Raw genomic sequence first — 14,534 nt, 5'->3', positions numbered from 1 at the left:
TAATCGGTTATTCGAATATAATTAATTTATGACCCCACAATATACAACCCTTTACCAACAGATTAAGAGTTTGATAGCCAATGAAACCAACGTAGTTGGTGTGCTAGCCAATGTTGCCGCTGCCTTACGAGAGGCTTTCCCGGAGCGTTTCTTTTGGGTAGGGTTTTATCTAAAAGTAGGTGATGGCATGTTGAAGTTGGGACCGTTCCAAGGTTCGGTGGCCTGTTACAATATCCCGTATGGTAAAGGCGTGTGTGGCACGGCATGGAAAGAAGGGCGCACACTCGTGGTTCCCGACGTGGAAGCGTTTCCCGGACACATTGCTTGTAGCAGTCTGTCGCGCAGCGAAATAGTAGTACCGATGTACGATTCTGCCCACCAATTTTGGGGTGTCTTGGATATTGACAGTACCGCTCTTGCCGATTTTGATGAGCAAGATCAAGAGGGATTGGAGGCTATTGTGGCTTTGGTGATGGACGAGATAGGCGACTTGATGTGAAAAAAATAAGCACCTAACACTTGTGAATATCCGAATTAATACCTAATTTTGTGAAACAGAAATTTTACAATACGATAATATGATTGACGTACAAGCAACATTAAAAGATGCGGGAGAGCGCATGGAGATGGCAGCAATGTATCTCGAAGACCAACTCTCACACATTCGTGCAGGTAGAGCCAACGTGGCAATTCTCGACGGAATACGCGTAGAGTCTTACGGACAACGTGTCCCTTTGAATCAAGTGGCTAACATCTCTACCCCCGATGCACGTACTATTGCGATTAAGCCTTGGGATCGTAAGGCCATCAGAGACATCGAAAAGGCTATTATGGATTCCGAAGTGGGCATTACACCTGAGAACAATGGCGAGATTATTCGATTGGGAATACCTCAGCCAACAGGCGAACGTCGTAAGGAATTAGTGAAGCAATGCAACAAAATTGGCGAGAAGACGAAAGTCGAAGTACGTAATGTGCGTTCTGAATTTAAGGACAAACTGAAGAAAGCTATCAAAGACGGGTTGTCCGAAGATAACGAGAAGGACGCCGAAGCTGACTTGCAAAAGGTTCACGACAAGTATATCAAGCGCATCGACGATGCTTTGGCCGAGAAGACCAAAGAGATTATGACGGTGTAATTTGAATGGGTGAGGGATAATAAGTGGTGGATTAGAGTTTATAATCTTTCATCTATTATTTCTCACTTCTTATTATTTGCATGCACGGACTAGTCATAAAAAACACGGGTAGTTGGTACACCGTGAAGACTGATGATGGGAAAATCATCGACAGTAAGATTAAAGGAAACTTCCGACTAAAGGGTATCCGAACCACAAACCCTATAGCCGTGGGCGACTATGTGGAGTTAATTACCAATCAAGAGGGTACGGCTTTCATCTCGGCTATTGATGATCGGCGTAACTATATTATCCGAAAATCGCCCAATTTATCGAAACAAAGTCAGATAATCGCAGCCAATCTAGATTTGGCTATGCTTATTGTGACTGTTAATTATCCCACTACTTCCACCACATTTATTGACCGTTTCCTCGCTGTAGCAGAAGCTTACCGCGTGCCGGTGGTGCTTGTATTCAACAAAAATGACCTTTTGAGTGAAGAAGAACGACATTATCAGGAGATGATGATGACACTTTATGATACCATTGGCTACCAGTGTGTAGCCGTATCTGCCGAGACCGGAGAGGGAATAGATACCTTGTTACCCCTGTTGCAAAGCAAGGTGACTCTGTTGAGCGGTAACAGTGGAGTGGGAAAATCGACACTTATCAATCGGTTAATACCCGGAGCCAAACAGCGGACTGCCGAAATCAGCGATGCCCATAACACCGGAATGCACACTACAACATTCAGTGAGATGCTCGAAGTGCCCAGTGGTGGCTATGTGATAGACACACCGGGGGTAAAAGGATTCGGTACGTTTGACGTGGAAAAAGAAGAGTTGACAAGTTATTTCAAGGAGATATTCCACTTCTCGAAAGACTGTCGGTTCTCTAATTGTACGCATACCCATGAGCCCGGATGTGCGGTGTTGAAAGCTGTGGAAGACCATTATATTGCGGCAAGCAGGTATCAGAGCTATCTCAGTATGTTGGAAGATAAAGATGAGAATAAATATAGGGAAGCCTTTTAAGAGGTATATCCTTTCTCAACCATAAAATTAAAGAGAGATAAAAATAAAAAAGTTGATGCATTTTTTGTTTCCTTCTGCAAAGGAAACACCACAAATGTCATTGGTATTATTATTGGCGCGAGTTATCTTCGGCCTCTTGTTGGCTAGTCATGGATGGCAGAAATTGATGGCATTCAGTGCGATGTCGGCTCAGTTCCCCGACCCGATTGGTGTGGGAAGTGAGTTCTCTTTGGCACTTGCTATCTTTGGTGAATTGGTTTGTTCTGTTGCTTTTGTGTTCGGTTTCTTGTCACGTTTGGTCGTTATCCCGATGGCTTTCACACTGTTGGTAGCCTTTGCAACGGTTCATCACTTCTCTATTTCAGAGGGCGAACTGGCTTTCGTTTACCTCATGGTCTACTTATTGTTGTTTTTGACCGGTCCCGGACAACTCTCAATAGATGGTTGGATAGGTCGTAAATTGAGCAGAAGATAAACAAAAATACAGACCGATTAGACGGTCTGCATGCCTATACGCAGTTTCAACATCTCTGTTGGAACTGCTTTTTTGATGTGTTCTGCCAAGGTATCGCGAAGTGTTTTGCGGATAAAGTCTTTACCTGTTATCATTACGATGTGGCGCGTTGGTACCGGAAGAGCGAACGGACGGACAAGTTCTTTTTGCTCCGACGTGAGCTGAGGCAGAGCTAGTTCGGGGATAAAAGTAACCCCTTTGCCGCTCTCTACCATTCGCATGAAGGTCTCAATGCTGCCTAGGCTGTAGGCTTTCTTGCTACGATTGGCCTCTTTAAGTTCGCAGAATTTCACCAATTGGTCGCGGAAACAGTGGCCTTCATCAAGCAACCAAAGGTATTCACCAGTCAAGTCGACGGTCTTGATAAGTTTGTTTTCGAAGAGTTTATCGCCTTTAGCCACATAAGAGAAGAACTTTTCGTAGAACAACGGAGTCACATCGACATCGTCCATGCCATCAAGTTGCGCCACGATACCGGCATCGATCTCTTCATGTAATAAAGCTTTCTTCAGTTCTTCTGTCTTCATCTCTGTGATGCGGACATCCATATCGGGATGCTCATTCATGAGTTGTGGGAAGAAACGAGGTATCAAGTAAGGGGCGATAGTGGGCAATATGCCGATGTTGAAAGTGCCTAATAGTGAGTTACGCTCCTCTTCTACGGTTTCTTTGAGGCGTCGTGCCTGTACTAAAACCTGCCATGCTTGCTCAATAACGGGCATCCCCTGTACCGTCGGAACGATGGGTTGCTTGCGTCGTTCGAATATTTTTAGCCCTAATTCTTCCTCTAGTTTCTGAATCATCGAGCTGAGAGTAGGTTGCGTAACGTTGCAGGCATCGGCTGCTTTGGCAAAGTGTTTGTGCCGATAGACGGCTATCACGTATTCTAGTTGTTGTAGTGTCATATTATATTTATGTCTGTGTTGGTTGTTTACAAAGTTACGTATTAAATTTTAAGTAATGGTATCGGAAGACTAAAAATATAATCGATTGATAATGACCGTGTTATCATTGGTGATAGTTTTTATCTATCGACCGATAGATTTTATCTGTTTGAATCGCTTGATAGATTGATTATCTTTGCATCACAAAGAAACAAAACCAACACAATTAACACAAAAATAAAAATCAAAAGTATGACACCAATTATCAATACACAGGTTCCTGAGTTCAAAGTAGAGGCCTATCACAACGGTAGCTTCAAGAGTGTATCAAACGAAGATATCAAAGGCAAGTGGGCAGTATTCTTCTTTTATCCCGCTGACTTTACTTTCGTATGTCCTACAGAACTTGAAGATTTGCAGGAAAAGTATCAATACCTCAAGTCAATAGGGGTGGAAGTTTACTCTGTAAGTACCGATACTCACTTCGTACATAAGGCTTGGCACGATGAATCTCCTAGTATTAAGGCCATTGAATATCCTATGTTGGGCGACCCTCGTGGCGTTTTGACACGCGGTTTCGGTGTTTATAAGGAGGATGAAGGAGTGGCTTACCGCGCTACATTCGTTGTAAATCCGGAAGGACTCATCAAGGTTGCCGAGGTACAGGATAACAATATCGGTCGTAACGCAGCTGAATTGGTTCGCAAGATAGAGGCTGCTCAGTTTGTAGCTACCCACGATGGCGAGGTTTGTCCGGCTCGTTGGATGAAGGGTGACAAAACCTTGAAGCCCGGAATCGACCTTGTAGGTAAAATCTAAGAATCATTCTTGATCGACCAACATAAAATCTGTTAGATATATTTATTCAAGTTTTACCCATGTCAGTGGCTGCTAGAAGCTACTGCATGGGTATTTTTTATGGGGTTATTTGATAGAAGTTATCTTCTTGTCATAGATAATATCTAATATCCGGCAGCCCAAAGCGATGCTGAAATGAGTGTCATCATAGAAGTTATGATAGTCGCTCCATGCCAAATAAGGGCGTGAAGCAAAGTTGAATACATGCTCTTTACCGAAGATTTCTTCCAGTATCTTTACGTCAGAAGGATTGGTTAATACTTTGTCTAAACGTGGAGATATAATAATTTTAAACTTAGTTTGATGGCGCCGACAAATTTCATAGATGCGTTGCAGACACTCTCTTTGTTGACTATATATATATTGTGGTGCTGTGCGGACGGTGTAAGTATGTTCTTTCAATGGCTTTCCCGGTCCGTCGGTCCAATACTTCTCGCCGGTAGCCTTTATCTGATTGTCGGCATCTATGACGGCGTCGTTGGTGTAAGTGGCACGAGTTGGCAGTGTCGGCTCAATCACTCCTTTCATCTTGTACGTATATTGGTGAGTGAATTGATACTGCAAATAGGGAAATAAAAATTTCGGTGTGAAGAACGATTGTAAGAACATAGCCTGAAAAACACACTCGCTTTGCCCCGAAACTTCGGGTGGAACAGCGTGCATGATACCCGATTGTGGCTGCGGTTTAGCCAGACTATTGGCTTCGAGTACGATGAGTATATTCTTAATTTTCTGTCCTTCTTGTCGGTCGAGTGCTTCTAATTTCAATGCTATATCACCTATAGTCTCGTTGTTACCGAACATTCTGAACGGACTTCCCTGTATATATTTACTCCAGTAAGTGGTCTGGAACGACATGGTAGTCGATGTTCCCATGACGAAAGAGTCATAATGTCGCAATGCACGAAAGCGTTTGTACTTCAGCCAACTAATAGTTCCTTCGCTTTGGTAGACCCTTGAATGATCGTAATCGGTGTACGAACGTAGTACCATAAAGGGATCGGCTGCTACGTAATAACCTACTAATAGCAAGAACGGCAGGGCTATCAGCAGGCTCTTAATATAGAATTTTCTCTGCATGATGAATCAAAATTGAATATAGATAAAGTTGTCTACACCGAATGCCCCATATATGAATATGAGCAACAGCAGTACATAATAGCATGCCCAACGTACCAAAGGGCGTTGACGAGCGGTCCAATCGATGAGGTTACAACGCTCGTGATGGATATATTCTACAACCAACATGACTACCGTAGCGATTCCAAAATAAATCCAATAGCGGTCGGCCATGCCTAGTTGAAGTTCTTTTATGGAGTAGTTAATACCGTCGAACATGTGGCGATAAGCATACAGCGTATCGCTCAGCGTGGCGATACGGAATAGCAAGAGTGATAGAGCGAACAGAATATAGGTACGCGCTATCATGATGGTTGTCCACAACCAAGAGGGCAACCACTGTCTAACGCGCTCACGCATATTGTGGGCTGCGGTCTCATAGATGATGATAACGCCTTGGAAAAGTCCGTAGAGTGCAAACGTCCAACCGGCTCCATGCCATACGCCGATAGTGATAAAGGTAACCAAGAGAGCAAAGTAAATGCCCGTTTTTCCCCATTGTCGGCAGCTGGCAGAGAGGGGCATGTAGATATAATCGCGCACCCAAAAAGAGAGAGACATGTGCCAACGGCGCCATAATTCGCCCGTAGAGGTAGATGCAAATGGTCGGTTGAAGTTGGGAGACAGGGTGAATCCCAACATTAGAGCGAGTCCGATGGCCATGTTGGTATATCCTGCAAAGTCGGCATAGAGTTGGATAGGGTAGATGAGTGTGGCCTGTAGAATCTGCATACCTGATGCTTCGCGCACGCTATCGAAGACTGTACTGAGTGGTGTTGCGACACGATCGGCCACCACTAGTTTCATGAAAGCACCCCATGCAAGCAACTTTGTCCCTGCTACCACTTTGTCGTAGCAGAACGTATGAGCCTTCTTGAATTGTGGCATGAATTCTTGTGCCCGCTCGATAGGACCCGACAAGAATTTCATGAAGAGCAGCATGTACAGCGTAAAGTCCAATAAATCTTCTTCATCATCTTCTCCCCAATAGATTTCTATGAGGTAAGAAATGGCTTGAAAAGTATAGAACGAGATGCCCAAAGGAAACACCGGTAGCCAATAACGACTCACGAGCCACGTACCGGCAAGTACTGCCAGTCCGCCCATAAAGATGTATGGGGCTTGCTTGGTCTCTGCTTTGCGATGTAACCAACGTCCCCATACGAAGGTGACGAGGCTCATAGCAACGGCAAAAATCAAGTAAACGATGTGGTAATAACCTATGAAAACACAGCTCGAAAGGAGCAATACGCCCCTCTGCCACTGTCGTTCGGCCTTCGCATAAAACAAGATGAAGGCCAGAAACATACAGCAGAAAAACGGTATCGAAAGAAATTCCATAGACCTATCTTAGCTGTTGTGGATGATGACGTCGCACATATCACCTACGTTCTTCGACTTGATGATGTCGCGCATCTTAAAATGTATGCCGTAACGCGATTCTATTTCGCTGATGATAGTCATGTTGGTAATAGAGTCCCAGTTGTCAATATCATTGGTCGACATGTCGAAATTGAGTTGTAACTCCGGTTCGTTCAGTACGCTTCTGAAAATACCTTGTAATTGTTCTAATACCTCGTTTCTTTCCATTTTGATGTCTATTTTTATATAATGTTGCTTGATTTTTTTAAGATATGTATAGGAGTTGTCGGGAGTTAAAGCTGCTTAGCTGCTTGAAGTAAACGGACATGTGTCTGTTAACTCCGTTTATTATTCCAACGTCTCGAAGAGATGTTTAACTCCCGATAACTTCCGAGTTGTCGATTCTCTTATATTTCTTCTTTTAACTTCTTCCTATCAATCTTGTTATTCACATTGAGTGGGAACTTATGGCGATAATGTATCTTGGCCGGAACCATGTAGACGGGTAACTTCTTCTTCACCCTTTCCATGAGACCTTGCTCTGTCGACGTGTCGGCCGACTCTACTACGAGTTCTATTCTGTTTACCCCACGCTCGTCACCCATAGGCAATGCCACCACGGCCGTGCTGTTATCGAAGTAGTCACGAGCTACACATTCTATCTCGCTGAGTTCGATACGAAATCCTTGTATCTTGATTTGAGAGTCTTTACGACCATAGTACATGATGTCGCCATCCTCATCGGCTACGCAAATATCGCCTGTACGATAATATCTTTTGCCGTCTTTCATGAAGAAGGCTTCACGGTTCTTTTCCTCATTACGCCAATAGCCCGGTGTCAGTTGGGCACCGGCCAAGCACAGTTCACCTTTTTCGCCTGTTGCAACTGGCCGGCCTGCGTCGTCGGCTATGAATGTATCAACCCCTTGCATACCGCGCCCGATGCTGACAATACCGTTTACCGTCTTATTGGGCTGGCCGGGATGGTAGTCGTAATAAGTGCAAAGGATGGTGTCTTCGGTAGGTCCGTAGGTGTTCATGATGCGTGCGTTAGGCACACAGGCAGCCCATGCTGCGAGATCATCGTCCATCAAAGCCTCACCGGCAAACATGGCATAACGCAACTGAGGCAAGTTAAGCTCGTCAACGTATGGCCGTAGATAGTGTATCACCGAGGGCACCATCATGAAGAAAGTAATAGGGTAGGTGTCGAGAAGTTCAAATGCTGCCATGTATTTCACGTGCTTATAAGACACTGTGTACACACATCCACCGGCTAGAAGCGGCAGCAGATACGACATGACGGAGAGGTCGAAAGTGAGGTCGAACATCTGCATGCCCTTGTCTTCGGGTGTCAATGTGATGCCCATGGCGAAGAAAGCATCGACAAACGCCTGTAGATTGCCACGCGTAAGAGGTACACCTTTGGGGCGACCAGTGCTTCCCGAAGTGAATAAGATATAGGCCAATTCGCTGTCATCGCATGCTACCGGCTGCTCTAACGTAGCATTCGCACCATCTAACTGAGCCGTCATGATGACATCAACATGTTGATAACGCGTCTCAGAACTTGAATCCAAGACGAGCGTCATGTCCATTTGTTCAATGATATCAAGGCATCGTTCGAGCGGTTGCCCGGGATGCAAAGGAATATAACACTTGCCTTCCATCCACAAAGCGAGGATAGATGCGTAAGTCTGTAAGTCGTCGTTGGCCACTAAACCGACGTTTTTTTCTGGCCTACTTTGTAATTCCCAGCGAATGGCAGCAATAGTTTCTGCTAGTTGTTGATACGAATAGTAAATGTGTTCTATACAGAATGCCGGACGTTCTTGATAAGTTTCTAATACCTGAGAGAGTTGGGCGATTACTTGTTTCATAAGTTTTTTAACGAATTAAGCCGTATCTTTATGAGTTATATATATGTTTTTAAAACGCGGAAAGTCCGAAAATCCCCCTTCAAAATCTTGATTTTTATGATTCTTTAACGTATTTATAACATTTATTTTCGTACACAATCGATTTTCTGCAGAGCTGTGGCAAGATTGCTATTAAGTCGAGTCAGCATTGCTGCCAAGGCCAAACAGCGATATTGCCGAGCTATTGCAGTAAAATGGTTAAAGCATCTGAATTTGTTTTAAAAGTCACGTTTGCGATTAAACGAAGCTTATTTTGTCTCGTCATAAGATTAAACGTTGCCAATAAGGCAGGCGAATAATATCAAATTTATTATATCCTTAATGTTCCTCTAACGCCTGTTTTTGGTCCTATTCTTTTTGAATGGCTAATGAAATCTAAAGCCCGCAAAAGATTCAAGAAGCTTGTATCTTTCAGATAATCAATAGAGTAGGAAAGAGTGTAGGGCAAAAGGGTTACGAGTTGGAAACGAGCAAGTTTCTTTACCTCTCTTCATTCTGCAGTGCTTCAAAGATCACGTCGTTCTATGTTGCAAAGATAATGATTCTCTTATGAAAATCAGTAGGAATTAGCCGTGTTGTCATGGCTGACGTTTTTGGGGAATGGGCTCATAGCTTCATAGATAGTAGCTCTGATGGTTTCAGGGTGGCGTTGGTACGAAACTGAGTGATTAGCCTTTTGCCACTCTTTTCCTTCTTTTTGTCGACAAAGAAGAGAGCGATTTTAGACCAATAGTGTCCTAAACGTTTTTACCGCAAATGCCAAGGGGCGATTGACCCGCTTGACAGCGATCTCACACCCTTCGCCCACCAAAAATGTTTAGGACACTATTGGGATGAACCATAACTTTTATGGTTCAACATTGCAGATTCTCTGTTGTGAGATGTGATTTATGACCTATCTCCTTATGAATTCGGACAGCAAAGAACAGTGTCATTAAAGTTGCAAAGACGTCGGCAATAGGCTGTGCATAAAGCACTCCATTTAGTTCCCAATACGATGGAAGCAGCAATATTATAGGGATAAAAAACAAACCTTGCCGTCCGATGTTTAGCAGAAGACTTTGCCTTGCTCTTCCGATTGCCATATATAGTGTGGAATACACAAATTGGAATCCGAAAGTGAAGAACATAATCGTATTGGCTCTAAGTGCAATTCCTGCTATTTCCTGCATTGTTTCGTCTTTACCGAAACACCTGATGATAGGAGAGGTAAAAATGACTATAAGAATACTCCAGAGCACACAAAACGAGGTTGTGAGTATCAGAGAACAGCACACCGCTTCCCTTAATCTTTGAAAATTGCCTGCCCCGTAGTTATAGCCTGCCATAGGTTGGAGTCCTTTTACAAATCCGAAGACCACGTTTGTTCCCAATGTGACGTTTTTCAGGACGATACCCACAGCCGCAACAGCCTCTGCCCCATATTTCACAGCGGCTTTCTGCAACAAACTGATGGAAAGGGTCTGGAGCAGTTGCAAAAAGAGCATAGAGATACCAATCTTAATGATGTCTGCGTATATTCTTATCGTGGGAGCGAACAAGGCAAGAGATACTTTTACATCTGCTTTCGTAAGGAAACGGATGTAAATAGCTGTCGTGACGATTCTTGAAAGAATAGTAGCCCATGCAGCACCTTCCACACCCCAATTGAAAGTGTAGATAAACAAGGGGTCTAATGCAACATTAGCGATAGAGCCGATGATCATTGCCGACGCAGAAGTCTTCGACGCACCTTGTGAAACAATGATATTGGACATGGACACATTCAATGTTCCTATGACACAACTGATGATAAAAAGCCTGCCGTAGGATTCTGCCAAACTCATCATCTCCTCGTTTGCTCCCATGAAAAGTAGGATGTCCGGCAGGAACGCATTGCACACAAGGGCAATGAGAGCTGACAACATCACAGAGGTAATCACTGAGACGGAAGCGACCTGGCTTGCCTTGACAACCTGTTTCGCTCCCAACAGACGGGATATATACACTCCGCCTCCGACCCCGAACATCAGTCCTATCCCAAGAAATAACAACGATATAGGGAAAACAACCGATACCGCGGCGACAGGAAGAGTTCCAAGACGTGCAACCCAAAAAGTATCTACCACATTGTATATTGCCATAATCAGCATTGCGATGACAATAGGTATCCCCAATTTTGTCAGGGCTTTCATCATACTTCCTTCTCGCAAAATATTTACAGCGTTGTTCATCCTTATAATCCGTATCTTTTTAATTGAATAAAGTTCGCTGCAAAGGTACGGTGGGATACAGGCTGTCACAATAGACGGACAATGGTAATGATAGCACTATTCGTGGTAAGTCCTCCTGAAGAGCGTGGGAGAAACGCCTGCAACCTTGGTAAACAGCCGTGTGAAGTAGGAGTAATCGTTAAAGCCTAAACTATGTGCAATCTCTTTGATGGAATCTGTAGTATAGACCAATTGACGTTTAGCTAACAAAATAATCTCGTTTTGGATATGGTGGCTCACACTTGTCCCCAGAACAGAATTTACAGCTTCATTCAGGTAGGCAACGGTAATGTTCAGCCGCCCGGCATAGAATGATGGCGAACGGTTGTTTCGGATATTGCTTTCCAACAAATCCCGAAATTCCCATACTATTTCCTTGTGTCTGGTCACTGTCCCCAGCAATTTGGATTGAGCTATCGTTACATTTACAATGTTCTCCACGACTAACCCTACAATGACGGTGGTCAGTCGCTGAACGACTGCTTTGGCAGAAGGATTTTCCATACCACTCAGCTTGCAGTCAAGAAATGATAATAATAGTTTTTGTTCTGACATGTCGGATAGTTGTATTTGAGGGCGACCGTATCTCTCAAGCGTTCGTTTTTCCTCCTTATCCACCAATACAGAGTCGATAACCAGAAATTTTGCAGAAAGATTGGAAGCGTTGATGATACGATGCACCTGCCCGGGTAGAATGATAGCCAGACTTCCTTTCCCGAAAGTGTATTCCTCGAAATCAATATTCAGACAGCATTGCCCACCCTCTATGAAGCCAAAGAAATAATAATCGTCGGTATGAGAAAAAGCGTATTTTTCCGAAGATGCCGATGTCCGAGAGATGACAGTCTTCAGATAGACTCCGAAATCTGAGAGTTGTGAACTTCTATGGATGGGTAACCGAGACATATATCTTTCGGGTATTTGTTTTTTTGATTATTAAACTCGCAAAGTTACTCATAATAATGCAGAATAATGAATTATAAAGTGTCTTTTAACTCGAACTACACATCAATACGATTAAAAAGCAATAGTGTCCTAAACGTTTTGCAGGGTAAAGAGAAAAGGGAAGGTTTGTAATTGAAACAAAGCACAGCTAGTGAAAGCTGTCACAAACCACCCTTTTCAATGGCAAATATAAAACTATTCGCACAAGTAATCCGACTCATACCTCGAGAAATCATCCAACGATTAGTCAAGAAGCATGATACAGACAAGCATGCAAAGGGCTTCAACTCGTGGAGCCATTTGGTGACTATGTTCTTCAGCCAGTTCTCGGGTAGTGTGTCCCTACGTCAAATCTCAGAGGGTCTACAATCTGCTACGGGCAATCTCAATCACTTAGGACTCTCACGAGCCTCCTCCAAATCCAATATCAGTTACCAAAACGCCAATAGGACTTCCCTATTCTTCGAAGATGTCTTTTATGCCCTCTTCCAGTATTTGGGATAGCACGGAGAGCTCAAGCAGATGAAGAAACGACTAAAGGCGAAGGTTTGTCTTCTAGACTCAACCCTAATGTCCCTCTGTCTAAGTATGTACGACTGGGCTCTTTATACTCATACTAAAGGAGCTGTCAAGATGCACACAGTGCTTGATTTGGAGACACTTCTGCCTGAGTTCGTCTGTATGAGCAATAGCAAGGGGCGATTGACCCGCTTGACAGCTATCTTACACCCTTCGCCCGCCAAAAACGTTTAGGACACTATTGCAATCAAACAATATTCTCAAAAGAGGTAAACAACGCAACTGTTATAAGAATTGCTAGAAGCGTTTTATTATCGATTACACATATAAAGCCTATACTCCTAACATTGACAACCGTCCAAAAAGGGATTGAATATTTGCAGTACGGAACGAATATCGGGTATTATGATTTATTAGTATTCATTTTCACCTTCTCTTAAGGGATTTTGTTAGCAGCTCAGCTTGCTGTTGCAGTCTGATGAGAACTTGGGAATAGGTTTCAAGTTTGCCGAGCATTCGTTGAGCAGTGGCAACAGAATGATAAGTATTGAGGGCTTTCACGGCTTCGTTGTACAGCACACCTATCTTATTCATCATGGCGACGATTTCGGAGAGTTTATCCAAGTAAGGCTTCTTTGAAGGATCTTCCGTGATGACCTTAAAGGCTTCACCCAAAAGTCTTGCTCGGACAAAGTCGCTCTTCGTCTTTGCTCCCGATTTTTGATAGAGCCTGATAAGTGTCTGCTGGTCTTCGGAATTAGGTATCCTGATGTGCCATCTGTCCCATCGTGGATAGGTGGCACATCTGCCATCAGGCTTCTTTTGTTTCGTCTTTTTCATTGCATCCTAATCACGACTTTGGAGTGATTGCCCTCCCCTCGGGGCAAGGGTATTTGTGGTACAAATGGCAATTTGTGGTACAAAGACACACCTTGCCAGTATAAAGAAAGAGATAGTTTGTTATGTTCCATAAAGTAACTTTTCTGGGGCGCTTTTGATAGACGAGAGTTCAAAGTTCAAGAAGTAAATCAAGAGATAAGTTTAGACTAATCTCTTGACTTACTGACTTTATGAGCTGACATATTTTTGACTAAAGTTAATTTTAACTTAGGTCGAAACTAATTTCTTGACCAAAGTCACAACTGACCATTTGACTTAAGTCGCGACTGATGTCTTAACTTAACTCATAACTTACCTGTTTGCGGTATTGGATTATAATGCCTTTCAAGCATTGTCTGTATGTCACTCTGCTTGTATAGTATCTTCCCTCCGATTTTGTAGAAAGGAAGCGTTCCTAAGTTTCTGTACTCTTGGAGCGTGCGTGTACTGAGCCGTAATTGGCTACAAACCTCCTCGCCAGTGAGGTAAACCTCTCCGCCTAACATTGGACGGGCTGTAAAACAATAACGCTTCAGTTTCTTCAATATTCCCTCCATCAACTGTGCAAACATCTGCATTTGAGGGTCTTGCTGTGTAATGATTTCTTTCTCTTCCATAGTTCATTCTGTGTTTGATTTCATTCATTGTTTGCATTCAGTAACTCTGCGATGTCGCTCTCCTTATAATAGCACTTGTGTCCAATCATTGAGAAAGGGATTTTTCCCGTATCTCTGTATGATTGCAGGGTACGTTTGCTGATGCCGAGCCTGCGGCATACGGCTTCATTGTCGAGCCATTCGTCCGTTTCGGGCGGATTGCCGATAAGCTGTTCAATACTGTGGATAAAGTCTGCAAATTCGGAGCAGTGCCGCTCCCACGCTTTGCGGTCGATGATAATGAGTTTCATTGCCTTGATTTTGTTTTGATTACTTTATTGTTACTCGGCAAACAAACTGTTATGCAGTCCATTGCCGTACTTATCGAGTGCAAAAGTAAACCCTCGGAAGCACCGCTGCAAGAAATGAGGAAAAGCAGGGAAATAGAGAGAAAACAAGAGAAAAGACCAAAGGAGATCCATTTGCGTTATTGCGGTAATGAGATGAGGTGCCAGCTCTTTCCTTTTATTATTTT

18 protein-coding genes are annotated in these 14,534 nt (G+C 43.5%); 7 read left to right on the top strand and 11 right to left on the bottom strand.

Annotation, left to right across the window (positions count from 1 at the left end; genetic code table 11):
* Positions 1-28: 28 nt before the first annotated feature.
* The 4 genes from HMPREF0671_RS07655 to HMPREF0671_RS07640 all read left to right on the top strand — a co-directional run bounded on the left by HMPREF0671_RS07655 (position 29) and on the right by HMPREF0671_RS07640 (position 2,627).
* On the top strand, positions 29-499 hold the full coding sequence (locus tag HMPREF0671_RS07655; protein ID WP_036899035.1) for a GAF domain-containing protein: 471 nt from the start codon (positions 29-31) through the stop codon (positions 497-499).
* Positions 500-578: 79 nt separating this feature from the next.
* Positions 579-1,139 (top strand): ribosome recycling factor, encoded by a 561-nt coding sequence (gene frr / locus HMPREF0671_RS07650; RefSeq protein ID WP_036899033.1) that lies wholly within the window; start codon positions 579-581, stop codon positions 1,137-1,139.
* A gap of 80 nt (positions 1,140-1,219) precedes the next feature.
* The gene (gene rsgA, locus HMPREF0671_RS07645) at positions 1,220-2,152 is read left to right on the top strand and encodes a ribosome small subunit-dependent GTPase A (RefSeq protein WP_036899031.1); all 933 of its coding nucleotides are present in this window, start codon (positions 1,220-1,222) and stop codon (positions 2,150-2,152) included.
* A gap of 94 nt (positions 2,153-2,246) precedes the next feature.
* The gene (locus HMPREF0671_RS07640) at positions 2,247-2,627 is read left to right on the top strand and encodes a DoxX family protein (RefSeq protein ID WP_369793954.1); all 381 of its coding nucleotides are present in this window, start codon (positions 2,247-2,249) and stop codon (positions 2,625-2,627) included.
* A gap of 17 nt (positions 2,628-2,644) precedes the next feature.
* Here the strand turns inward: HMPREF0671_RS07640 and HMPREF0671_RS07635 are convergent, their stop codons facing one another.
* Positions 2,645-3,571 (bottom strand): hydrogen peroxide-inducible genes activator, encoded by a 927-nt coding sequence (locus HMPREF0671_RS07635; RefSeq protein WP_036899029.1) that lies wholly within the window; start codon positions 3,569-3,571, stop codon positions 2,645-2,647.
* 231 nt (positions 3,572-3,802) lie between these two features.
* Here HMPREF0671_RS07635 and ahpC point away from each other — a divergent pair, with 231 nt between their 5' ends.
* The gene (ahpC, locus tag HMPREF0671_RS07630; RefSeq protein ID WP_036899026.1) at positions 3,803-4,369 is read left to right on the top strand and encodes an alkyl hydroperoxide reductase subunit C; all 567 of its coding nucleotides are present in this window, start codon (positions 3,803-3,805) and stop codon (positions 4,367-4,369) included.
* Between the two features lie 105 nt (positions 4,370-4,474).
* Here the strand turns inward: ahpC and HMPREF0671_RS07625 are convergent, their stop codons facing one another.
* The 6 genes from HMPREF0671_RS07625 to HMPREF0671_RS07600 form a co-directional block, all read right to left on the bottom strand.
* A complete protein-coding gene (locus tag HMPREF0671_RS07625; RefSeq protein WP_036899023.1) occupies positions 4,475-5,488 on the bottom strand; it encodes a hypothetical protein in 1,014 nt (337 codons plus the stop codon).
* 6 nt (positions 5,489-5,494) lie between these two features.
* Positions 5,495-6,868, bottom strand: coding sequence for an MBOAT family protein (locus tag HMPREF0671_RS07620; protein ID WP_036899021.1), 1,374 nt, complete (start codon positions 6,866-6,868; stop codon positions 5,495-5,497).
* A gap of 9 nt (positions 6,869-6,877) precedes the next feature.
* On the bottom strand, positions 6,878-7,117 hold the full coding sequence (locus tag HMPREF0671_RS07615; protein ID WP_036899018.1) for an acyl carrier protein: 240 nt from the start codon (positions 7,115-7,117) through the stop codon (positions 6,878-6,880).
* A 179-nt stretch (positions 7,118-7,296) separates the two neighbouring features.
* Positions 7,297-8,769 carry an amino acid adenylation domain-containing protein gene (locus tag HMPREF0671_RS07610; protein ID WP_036899015.1) on the bottom strand — a complete coding sequence of 491 codons (1,473 nt, stop codon included), beginning with the start codon at positions 8,767-8,769 and terminating at the stop codon, positions 7,297-7,299.
* A gap of 893 nt (positions 8,770-9,662) precedes the next feature.
* Entirely contained in the window at positions 9,663-11,021 is a 1,359-nt protein-coding gene (locus tag HMPREF0671_RS07605) for an MATE family efflux transporter (RefSeq protein WP_036899012.1), read from the bottom strand.
* Positions 11,022-11,117: 96 nt separating this feature from the next.
* The gene (locus HMPREF0671_RS07600) at positions 11,118-11,966 is read right to left on the bottom strand and encodes an AraC family transcriptional regulator (protein WP_036899008.1); all 849 of its coding nucleotides are present in this window, start codon (positions 11,964-11,966) and stop codon (positions 11,118-11,120) included.
* 219 nt (positions 11,967-12,185) lie between these two features.
* On the opposite strand from HMPREF0671_RS07600, the gene HMPREF0671_RS12700 reads away from it, so the two are divergent.
* Entirely contained in the window at positions 12,186-12,509 is a 324-nt protein-coding gene (locus HMPREF0671_RS12700) for a DUF4372 domain-containing protein (protein ID WP_052052926.1), read from the top strand.
* 18 nt (positions 12,510-12,527) lie between these two features.
* The gene (locus HMPREF0671_RS12695) at positions 12,528-12,758 is read left to right on the top strand and encodes a hypothetical protein (RefSeq protein ID WP_052052924.1); all 231 of its coding nucleotides are present in this window, start codon (positions 12,528-12,530) and stop codon (positions 12,756-12,758) included.
* Between the two features lie 192 nt (positions 12,759-12,950).
* Here the strand turns inward: HMPREF0671_RS12695 and HMPREF0671_RS07590 are convergent, their stop codons facing one another.
* The 4 genes from HMPREF0671_RS07590 to HMPREF0671_RS12525 form a co-directional block, all read right to left on the bottom strand.
* Positions 12,951-13,364, bottom strand: coding sequence for a hypothetical protein (locus HMPREF0671_RS07590; RefSeq protein WP_036899005.1), 414 nt, complete (start codon positions 13,362-13,364; stop codon positions 12,951-12,953).
* Positions 13,365-13,708: 344 nt separating this feature from the next.
* Complete coding sequence (locus HMPREF0671_RS07585) at positions 13,709-14,020, bottom strand: helix-turn-helix domain-containing protein (protein WP_036899002.1); 312 nt, start codon at positions 14,018-14,020, stop codon at positions 13,709-13,711.
* A gap of 20 nt (positions 14,021-14,040) precedes the next feature.
* Positions 14,041-14,310: a helix-turn-helix domain-containing protein gene (locus tag HMPREF0671_RS12040; protein ID WP_084589741.1), complete on the bottom strand. Its 270-nt coding sequence runs from the start codon at positions 14,308-14,310 to the stop codon at positions 14,041-14,043.
* A 30-nt stretch (positions 14,311-14,340) separates the two neighbouring features.
* Positions 14,341-14,534: hypothetical protein (locus tag HMPREF0671_RS12525; protein WP_232223180.1), on the bottom strand; the 194-nt coding region annotated here is incomplete at its 5' end.

Source organism: Prevotella sp. S7 MS 2 (assembly GCF_000762865.1).
In the GTDB taxonomy this organism is placed as follows: Bacteria; Bacteroidota; Bacteroidia; order Bacteroidales; family Bacteroidaceae; genus Prevotella.
This window is presented reverse-complemented; position numbering and strand designations above follow the sequence as displayed.

Coding starts and splice junctions, on each gene's coding strand:
- ahpC (WP_036899026.1), top strand. CDS start 3,803: ATGACACCAATTATCAATACACAGGTTCCTGAGTTCAAAGTAGAGGCC.
- HMPREF0671_RS07600 (WP_036899008.1), bottom strand. CDS start 11,966: ATGTCTCGGTTACCCATCCATAGAAGTTCACAACTCTCAGATTTCGGA.
- HMPREF0671_RS07640 (WP_369793954.1), top strand. CDS start 2,247: ATGTCATTGGTATTATTATTGGCGCGAGTTATCTTCGGCCTCTTGTTG.
- HMPREF0671_RS07585 (WP_036899002.1), bottom strand. CDS start 14,020: ATGGAAGAGAAAGAAATCATTACACAGCAAGACCCTCAAATGCAGATG.
- HMPREF0671_RS12040 (WP_084589741.1), bottom strand. CDS start 14,310: ATGAAACTCATTATCATCGACCGCAAAGCGTGGGAGCGGCACTGCTCC.
- HMPREF0671_RS12695 (WP_052052924.1), top strand. CDS start 12,528: ATGAAGAAACGACTAAAGGCGAAGGTTTGTCTTCTAGACTCAACCCTA.
- HMPREF0671_RS07605 (WP_036899012.1), bottom strand. CDS start 11,021: ATGAACAACGCTGTAAATATTTTGCGAGAAGGAAGTATGATGAAAGCC.
- HMPREF0671_RS07625 (WP_036899023.1), bottom strand. CDS start 5,488: ATGCAGAGAAAATTCTATATTAAGAGCCTGCTGATAGCCCTGCCGTTC.
- HMPREF0671_RS07615 (WP_036899018.1), bottom strand. CDS start 7,117: ATGGAAAGAAACGAGGTATTAGAACAATTACAAGGTATTTTCAGAAGC.
- HMPREF0671_RS07635 (WP_036899029.1), bottom strand. CDS start 3,571: ATGACACTACAACAACTAGAATACGTGATAGCCGTCTATCGGCACAAA.
- HMPREF0671_RS12700 (WP_052052926.1), top strand. CDS start 12,186: ATGGCAAATATAAAACTATTCGCACAAGTAATCCGACTCATACCTCGA.
- rsgA (WP_036899031.1), top strand. CDS start 1,220: ATGCACGGACTAGTCATAAAAAACACGGGTAGTTGGTACACCGTGAAG.
- HMPREF0671_RS07590 (WP_036899005.1), bottom strand. CDS start 13,364: ATGAAAAAGACGAAACAAAAGAAGCCTGATGGCAGATGTGCCACCTAT.
- HMPREF0671_RS07655 (WP_036899035.1), top strand. CDS start 29: ATGACCCCACAATATACAACCCTTTACCAACAGATTAAGAGTTTGATA.
- frr (WP_036899033.1), top strand. CDS start 579: ATGATTGACGTACAAGCAACATTAAAAGATGCGGGAGAGCGCATGGAG.
- HMPREF0671_RS07620 (WP_036899021.1), bottom strand. CDS start 6,868: ATGGAATTTCTTTCGATACCGTTTTTCTGCTGTATGTTTCTGGCCTTC.
- HMPREF0671_RS07610 (WP_036899015.1), bottom strand. CDS start 8,769: ATGAAACAAGTAATCGCCCAACTCTCTCAGGTATTAGAAACTTATCAA.